Origin of the sequence: Rubrimonas cliftonensis (genome assembly GCF_900107585.1) — a bacterium.
Classification (GTDB): domain Bacteria; phylum Pseudomonadota; class Alphaproteobacteria; order Rhodobacterales; family Rhodobacteraceae; genus Rubrimonas; species Rubrimonas cliftonensis.
Genome location: NZ_FNQM01000054.1, coordinates 1 through 6,577, shown reverse-complemented (window position 1 = coordinate 6,577; position 6,577 = coordinate 1). Strand labels below are relative to the sequence as shown.

4 protein-coding genes and 3 pseudogenes are annotated in these 6,577 nt (G+C 71.8%); 3 read left to right on the top strand and 4 right to left on the bottom strand.

Going from position 1 to position 6,577, the window contains the following annotated elements:
- Positions 1 to 312: pseudogene (locus BLW43_RS23825) on the top strand (WD40 repeat domain-containing protein); the annotation flags it as partial.
- A gap of 403 nt (positions 313 to 715) precedes the next feature.
- Here the strand turns inward: BLW43_RS23825 and BLW43_RS22155 are convergent.
- Entirely contained in the window at positions 716 to 2,008 is a 1,293-nt protein-coding gene (locus BLW43_RS22155) for an NAD(P)H-dependent oxidoreductase (RefSeq protein WP_093256999.1), read from the bottom strand.
- Between the two features lie 109 nt (positions 2,009 to 2,117).
- A pseudogene (locus BLW43_RS22150) lies at positions 2,118 to 4,446 on the bottom strand (transketolase).
- Between the two features lie 113 nt (positions 4,447 to 4,559).
- On the opposite strand from BLW43_RS22150, the gene BLW43_RS22145 reads away from it, so the two are divergent.
- Positions 4,560 to 5,030, top strand: coding sequence for an Lrp/AsnC family transcriptional regulator (locus BLW43_RS22145; RefSeq protein WP_093256996.1), 471 nt, complete (start codon positions 4,560 to 4,562; stop codon positions 5,028 to 5,030).
- A gap of 185 nt (positions 5,031 to 5,215) precedes the next feature.
- Here the strand turns inward: BLW43_RS22145 and BLW43_RS24505 are convergent, their stop codons facing one another.
- Together BLW43_RS24505 and BLW43_RS24115 are read right to left on the bottom strand one after the other, a co-directional pair.
- Entirely contained in the window at positions 5,216 to 6,034 is an 819-nt protein-coding gene (locus tag BLW43_RS24505; RefSeq protein ID WP_093256994.1) for a VPLPA-CTERM sorting domain-containing protein, read from the bottom strand.
- A gap of 56 nt (positions 6,035 to 6,090) precedes the next feature.
- Positions 6,091 to 6,453, bottom strand: coding sequence for a hypothetical protein (locus tag BLW43_RS24115; RefSeq protein WP_217632287.1), 363 nt, complete (start codon positions 6,451 to 6,453; stop codon positions 6,091 to 6,093).
- Between BLW43_RS24115 and BLW43_RS22130 the strand changes: the two are divergent.
- Positions 6,452 to 6,577: pseudogene (locus BLW43_RS22130) on the top strand (IS6 family transposase); the annotation flags it as partial. The gene BLW43_RS24115 and the pseudogene BLW43_RS22130 overlap by 2 nt on opposite strands.

The following is a 6,577-nucleotide window of genomic DNA, read 5'->3' as shown; positions in this document are numbered from 1 at the left end:
ACGTCCGGCGCCGACGCCGCCGTGTGCTGGCCCTTCGACGGCAAGGACGGGCCGATGGGCCGCCCGCCGGAGGAGACCTGCTTCGGCGCCAAGCGTCTGTGCAGCGCGGTTACGGGGCTGCCGGGCGAGAACCTCGTCATCGCGGGCTTCCGCGACGGCGCGGTGCTGGCGGGGCGCATCGGCGCCGACGGCGACGCGGTCGTGAAGGGCTCGGGCGGCGCAGGCGTCATGGCGCTCGCGCTGACGCCGGAGGGCTGGCTCTTCATCGGCTGCGAGGACGGCCTGTCGCTCTGGCTGCGGCTCGGCGGATGATCGGCGGGTTCTCTGGGCGCCGCCGCGCCGCATCGCACGCCGCCTGCGTGAAGGCATGGGTCGAAGCGCGTCCCGCGCCAGCCACGCAGGGCGCCGCGTCGAGCGCCTGCCGCCTGGGCGCCCGTCCGGCGACTGTCTGAGCCCGATCGCAGCGCCGCCGCAGCTAATTCTTCGCCGCGGGGCGAGGCCATGGCGACGCCCGCGCTGGCGTCCGGCGCGCCGCCGCCTGTCGCCGACGCGGCGCCCGCAGCGACGCCTGCGCTTCGGCCTTGCGCCGGCTCCGGGCCGCAGGTCGCCGCAGGGCCCGGCCGGAGCACTCCCTTTCGCCGCCGCTCCGACCGCCGGAGACCGTTGGGGCGGCTGTCGACCGGACTTCGGGCCCGGCGCCGCGCGCCCCGCCCGTTCACGCGCCGACGACGGCTGCGCGATACATGTCGGCGACCCTGTCGGAACCCAGCTCGACATCGTCGAGCGCGAGCGCTTCGCCTGCGGCGACGTCCCGCAAGAGGCGGACGCCATGCGCGAGGCCCACCGGCAGCGCCCGCTCGGCCGCCTTGCGCGGCAGGGCCCTGCCATGGACGGTGTAGCCGCCTTCGCCGTCGAGCATCTCGCCGGCCTTGAGGGCGCGCTTGGCGACCGACGCCGCCACGCCGCGCATCTCGCGCGCCTGGCCCGTCGGCTCGTTGCGCAGGGCGGCGCTCAGGACGGAGATCGAGAGTTCGAGGCCGATCAGGTGGAACGGCTTGTACATCGCTGCGAAGCGCCCCGTCGCGTCTGTCGGCAGGCCGTACTGGCGGAAGCAGGCCGCGGCGTAGTCGTTCGGCGCCTCGAACACGACATAGACGCCCCAGCGCAGGTCGCGGAACACCGGCCGGCCGTCGCGCTCGAGCGAGGAGACCGTCTCGACCACGCCGCGTCGCGGCAACTGTCCGCCAAGCTCCCGCGGCCGCAGCACATGCGCGAGGTCGTCGACGCCGCAGGGCGGAAAGGCGAGGCCGTCGTCGGGCACGTCGAGGCCGCAGGCGTTGGCGATGGCGACCATCTCGATGGCGCTTTTCGTGCCGTCGAGGAACGAGTTGAACATCTGCGGGTTCATGCCGGCGGCCTTCGCGGCTTCCGGCGTGAGGCCGTAATGGCTCCAGACGTCGTCGGGCGTCACGGCGTGGTAGGCGGGCAGATACCTGGTGCCCTTGCCGGCGGCGGTGACATGCAGGCCCGAGGCGCGCGCCCAGTCGACCATCTCGCTGACCAGCGCCGGCTGGTCGCCATAGGCCATCGAGTAGACGACCCCCGCCGCAGCGGCCTTGCGGGCCAGCAGGGGCCCCACCAGGACGTCGGCCTCGACGTTGACCATCACGACATGCTTGCCGGCGGCGATGGCGGTCTCGGCATGGGCGACGCCGGCGCGCGGGCTGCCGGTCGCCTCGATCACGACGTCGACATCGTCGCGGCGGGCCAGCTCCGCGCCGTCGTCGAGAAACGCCGTCGCCGCGATCCGCGCGTCGTCCCAGCCGACGGCGGCGCAGGCGGCGCGCGCCCGGTCGGGCGAGAGATCGGCGATGGCGGACACCTCCAGCCCTCGGATCGCCGGCGTCTGGCTCAGGAACATCGAGCCGAACTTTCCGGCCCCGATCAGTCCCGCCCTCACGGGCCTGCCGCGGGCTTCGGCTTCGGCGGCGAGACGGGCGAGGTTCATCGGCTTCGATCTCCGGGACGAGTTGGCGGACGCGCCGCCTCGGGCTGATGGCGCCGCGCGGGCGGCCGGGTCAAGACCGCCGCGCCGGCGATCCCGCGCCTGCGCGGCGTCACGCGAGCATCCTGCGGCCGGCCGTCATGGCGTCGAGCCGCCGCACGATCGCCTCCGCGTCGATCCCGGAGCAGCGGTAGAGCTCTGCGATGGTTCCGGTCTGGCCGAACGCCTCGACCCCGAGCGGCAGCGTCCGGCGGCCGGCGACGCCGCCCAGCCATGACAGCGTCGCCGGGTGCCCGTCGATCACGGTCACGAGGGCGCAGTGGGCGGGCAGCTCGCCGAGCAGCGCCTCGACATGGGCGCGGGCGCCGGCGTCGCCGGCCTCGCGCGCCCGTTGCGCTTCGGTCCAGCCGGCGTGCAGGCGGTCGGCGGAGGTCACGGCGAGCAGGCCGACATCCCGCCGGGCGCCGCCGACCCTACCGGCGGCCCTGATCGCCTCGCCGGCGACGGCGCCCTGATACGCGATCACCGCCTCGCAGTTCGGCCCCGGCGGACGCATCCAGTAGCCGCCCGCCACGACGTCCGCCGCGAACCGGTCGCCCCCTTGGCGCAGCGGCTGCTCCAGCGGGTTGGTGGTGAGCCGCAGATAGACCGAGCCGCCCCCGGCGCCGTCACGCTGCAGATGCGCGAAGGCCCACTCCATGATGATCGCCAGCTCATCGGCGAAGGCGGGCTCGAAGGCCGTCAGCCCCGGCTGGCTCATCCCGATCAGCGGCGTGCCGATGGACTGGTGCGCGCCGCCCTCCGGCGCCAGCGTCACGCCCGAGGGCGTGCCCACCAGCAGGAAGCGCGCGTCCTGGTAGCAGGCGTAGTTCAGCGCATCGAGCGCGCGCGCGACGAAGGGATCGTAGACCGTGCCGATGGGGATCAGCCGCCTGCCGAACAGCGAGTGCGCGAGGCCCGCGGCGGCGAGAAGCAGACAGAGGTTCATCTCGGCGATGCCGAGCTCGACATGCTGGCCGTCCGGCGAGAACTCCCATTTCGCGGTGGAGGGAATTCTGTGCGCCTTGAAGACGTCCGGCCGCGCGCCCCGCGCGAACAGCTTTCGCCGGTTCACCCAGGGGCCGAGGCTGGTGGTCCCGGTGACGTCCGGCGAGGTCGTCACGATCCGGTCGACGAGGTCGCCGCCGCTCCGGGCCAGATGATCGAGGATCCTGCCGAAGGCGGCCTGCGTCGAGATCTCGCGCTCAGGGGGGCGCCGCGATGGCCGGCGCGGCGAGTTGGGCGTCCTCATGGCGGCGCGGCCCGCCGGCGAAGAACGGCGTCGACGCGAGGAACGCCTTCAGGGCCTCCGGGTTCCCGACCGTCGCGAACCGCTCCCACTCCATGCCTTCCGGCACGCCCATGTGCGCCCGCCACGCCGCCATCTGCTTCGGCGTCATCAGGCCGCCGTGATTGTCCTTGTGCCCCGCGATGGGCGTCCCCCACCCCTTCACGGTGTAGGCGAGGAAGCAGACAGGGCGCTCGTGATCGACGGCCGCGAAGGCCTCGGCCATGGTGTCGACGCAGTTGCCGCCGAGGTTCTCCATCAGGGCGGCGAGCTGCGCGTCGGAGCGGCGCCCGATCAGGGCCGAGACGTCGCCCTGGTCGCCCAGATCGTCCATCAGGCGGCTGCGCCAGACCCCGCCCCCCATGAAGGTGAGGGCGGAATAGTCGGAGTTCGGGCAGCGGTCGATCCAGTCGCGCAGCCTGGCGCCGCCGGGTTCGAGGAAGGCGGCGCGCTGGAGCGCCCCGTGCTTGATCTTCACCACGTCCCAGCCGAAGGCGTCGAAGGTCTTCTCGATGCGCTGGAACAGGCCCTCGCGCACGACGCCGTCGAGCGACTGTCGGTTGTAGTCGATGATCCACCAGGTGTTGCGGAGATCGTTCTTCCAGCCTTCCTGCAGGCATTCGTAGACGTTGCCCTCGTCGAGCTCCGCGTCGCCCGCCAGCGCGACCATGCGGCCGGGCCTCAGATCGCCGCCCCAGGACTTCGCGAGGATGTAGTCCTGCACGATCGACGCGAAGGACGTCATGGCGACGCCGAGCCCGACGGACCCGGTCGAGAAGTCGACGTCGTCGACGTCCTTGGTGCGCGAGGGGTAGGACTGCGCGCCGTCGAAGCCGCGGAACCGCTCCAGCTTCTCGCGCGGGATGTTTCCCATCAGATACTGCATTGCGTGAAAGACCGGCGAGGCGTGGGGCTTCACCGCCACCCGGTCCTCCGGCCGCAGCGCCGAGAAGTAGAGCGCGGTCATGATCGACACCATCGAGGCCGAGGAGGCCTGGTGCCCGCCGACCTTGATCGCGTCCGCCTTCGGGCGGATGTGGTTGGCGTGGTGGATCATCCAGTGCGAGAGCCACAGCAGCCGGCTCTCGATGGTCTTGAGATGAGCGCTCGTCATGTCGCCTCCGGAGCAAGCATGCCGAGCGTAGTCTCGCTTCCGAGCGCATTCTTGGCTATCCTGACGCTCAAAGGCGTCATCTGCGCCGATTTCACCTGTCATATGGGCGCAGGATGGCGGGAAGCGCGAGGCTGGATGAGATCGACGAACGCATCCTGCGCCGCCTGTCGCGCGACGGGCGCATCTCGCTGCAGGCGCTGAGCGAGGCCGTCGGGCTGAGCCCGACGCCCGTGGCGCGGCGGCTCAGGCTGCTCGAGGACGCGGGGATCGTGACCGGCTACGCGGCGCTCATCGACGAGGCGGCGCTGGGTTTCGACGTCTCGGTATTCGTGTCGGTCAAGCTCAGCAAGCAGATCGACGACGCGCTCTCGACCTTCGAGGCGGCCATTGCGCGCTTTCCCGAGGTGGTGGACTGCTGGCTGATGACGGGCAACCGCGACTACCTGCTGCGCGTCGTCGTGCGCAGCATGGCGGAGTTCGAGAAGTTCCTCGTGGGCAGGCTCACCAGGGTTGAAGGCGTCGCCGAGATCGAGTCGTCGATTCCGCTGCGCCGGGTGAAGTCGGCGGGGGCGCGGACGCACTGAGCGTCCCGGCGCGCCGGTCCGTCCGGCGCCGCGGCGGCGCTTTGCGAGCATCGCCGGGCCGCTTGCCCGGCTGCTTCGCAGCGCCGGCGCGTCGATGCGGGCGCGTCGGCGGAATGGCCAGAGCCGGCGCCATGGCGCCGGCTCTGGCTGCGGTCATGGGAACCAGCCGTCCGGCTTGTCCCGTCTCAGGCGGCCGCGCGGCGGCGGCTCAGCGTCGCGAGCCCGGCGAGGCCGGCGAGCAGCATCCACGCCGCGGCCGGCAGCGGCACGGGGGCCACGGCGGCCCGCGTCGGTTCGCCGAAGATGAAGTCGTCCATCACCGGCTCGTCGCCGCCCAGGGCGTTGAAGATCGACACCTTCGCCACCGGCACGTCGAACAGGACGCCGAGGAACGAAAGCCCCGTCAGGCCGCTCGGCGTCACCGCCTTGGAGAGCAGCAGTTCGCCGTCCTCGCCGAAGAACGACATCACGGCCTGCCCCTCCTCCTCGAGCCCGGTGAACACGACGCCGAGCCCGGTCGTGGTCGCCGGCGAGGTCTGGTCCGTGGGGTCGAAGAACAGCACGTCGAAGCTGTCGCCGCCGACCGGGCGGAAGATGCGCTCGGGGCTGAAGAAGGAATACTCGTCGGGCTCGTCGAACAGGATCGGCACGCCCGAGGCCGTGGAGGACGAAACCTCGAAACCGGTGGTTTCGCCGGTTGCAACGAACTCGATCCCGCGGGCGCGGCCCGGGGTCGAGCCGTTGAAGAAGTCGCCGGGGAAGGCGTTCGGGTCGGCGAGACTGTCGGGAACGCCGTCCCAGTTGATCTCGCGGCGGCCGCCCGCGAAGTTCTCGGGCGTGTTGGGGTTGAGCCCGCCGAGCGCGGCGCGGAAGCCGTCGACCTCGGACTGGATGGAGGCGGCGTCAGCGCCGGCGGCGCTGAACACGTTGGCGTTGAAGATGGTCGCCGCCTGGGCGCCGGTCGTGGCGACTGCGAGGGCGAAGGCCAGGAAGGTGGTGCGCATCGGAGTGCTCCTTTTCGGTTGTTCCGACGATTGGTCGAAAGCAGCCCCGATGCGGTTCAATTAAAATTCTCGGAGCTCTGCGCCCGGCTCTCCGCAGCGTGACGCGGTCGCGGACCGACGCGCCAGTCGATGCGCAGCGACTGGGCGGCGGCGCCCGCGCGCCAGGCGAGCATCCGCGTGTCGCCGCAGACCGAAAGCGCCTGCCCGCTGATCGTGCGGCCCCGTTCGCTGGCGATGAAGAGGCACTGGTCCGCGATCTGGCGCGGCGTCACGTATTCGGCGATCGACGTGTAGCTGAAGGCCGCCGCCTCGATCTCGGCGAAGGACTTGCCGAGGCGCTGGGCCTTGGGAGCTGTCGGGTTAACCTGGGGCGGTCTCGCCGCCGCTTCGAAGGGACGATAGTTGGCGGCGACGACCATGACCCCCGCCTCGTACAAGCGCCACCGGTATCCGCCGGCGATCATCTTCCACGCCGTCTGGCTGTACCTGCGCTTCTCGCTCAGCCTGCGGGCTGTCGAGGAGATGCTGCTCGCGCGCGGCGTC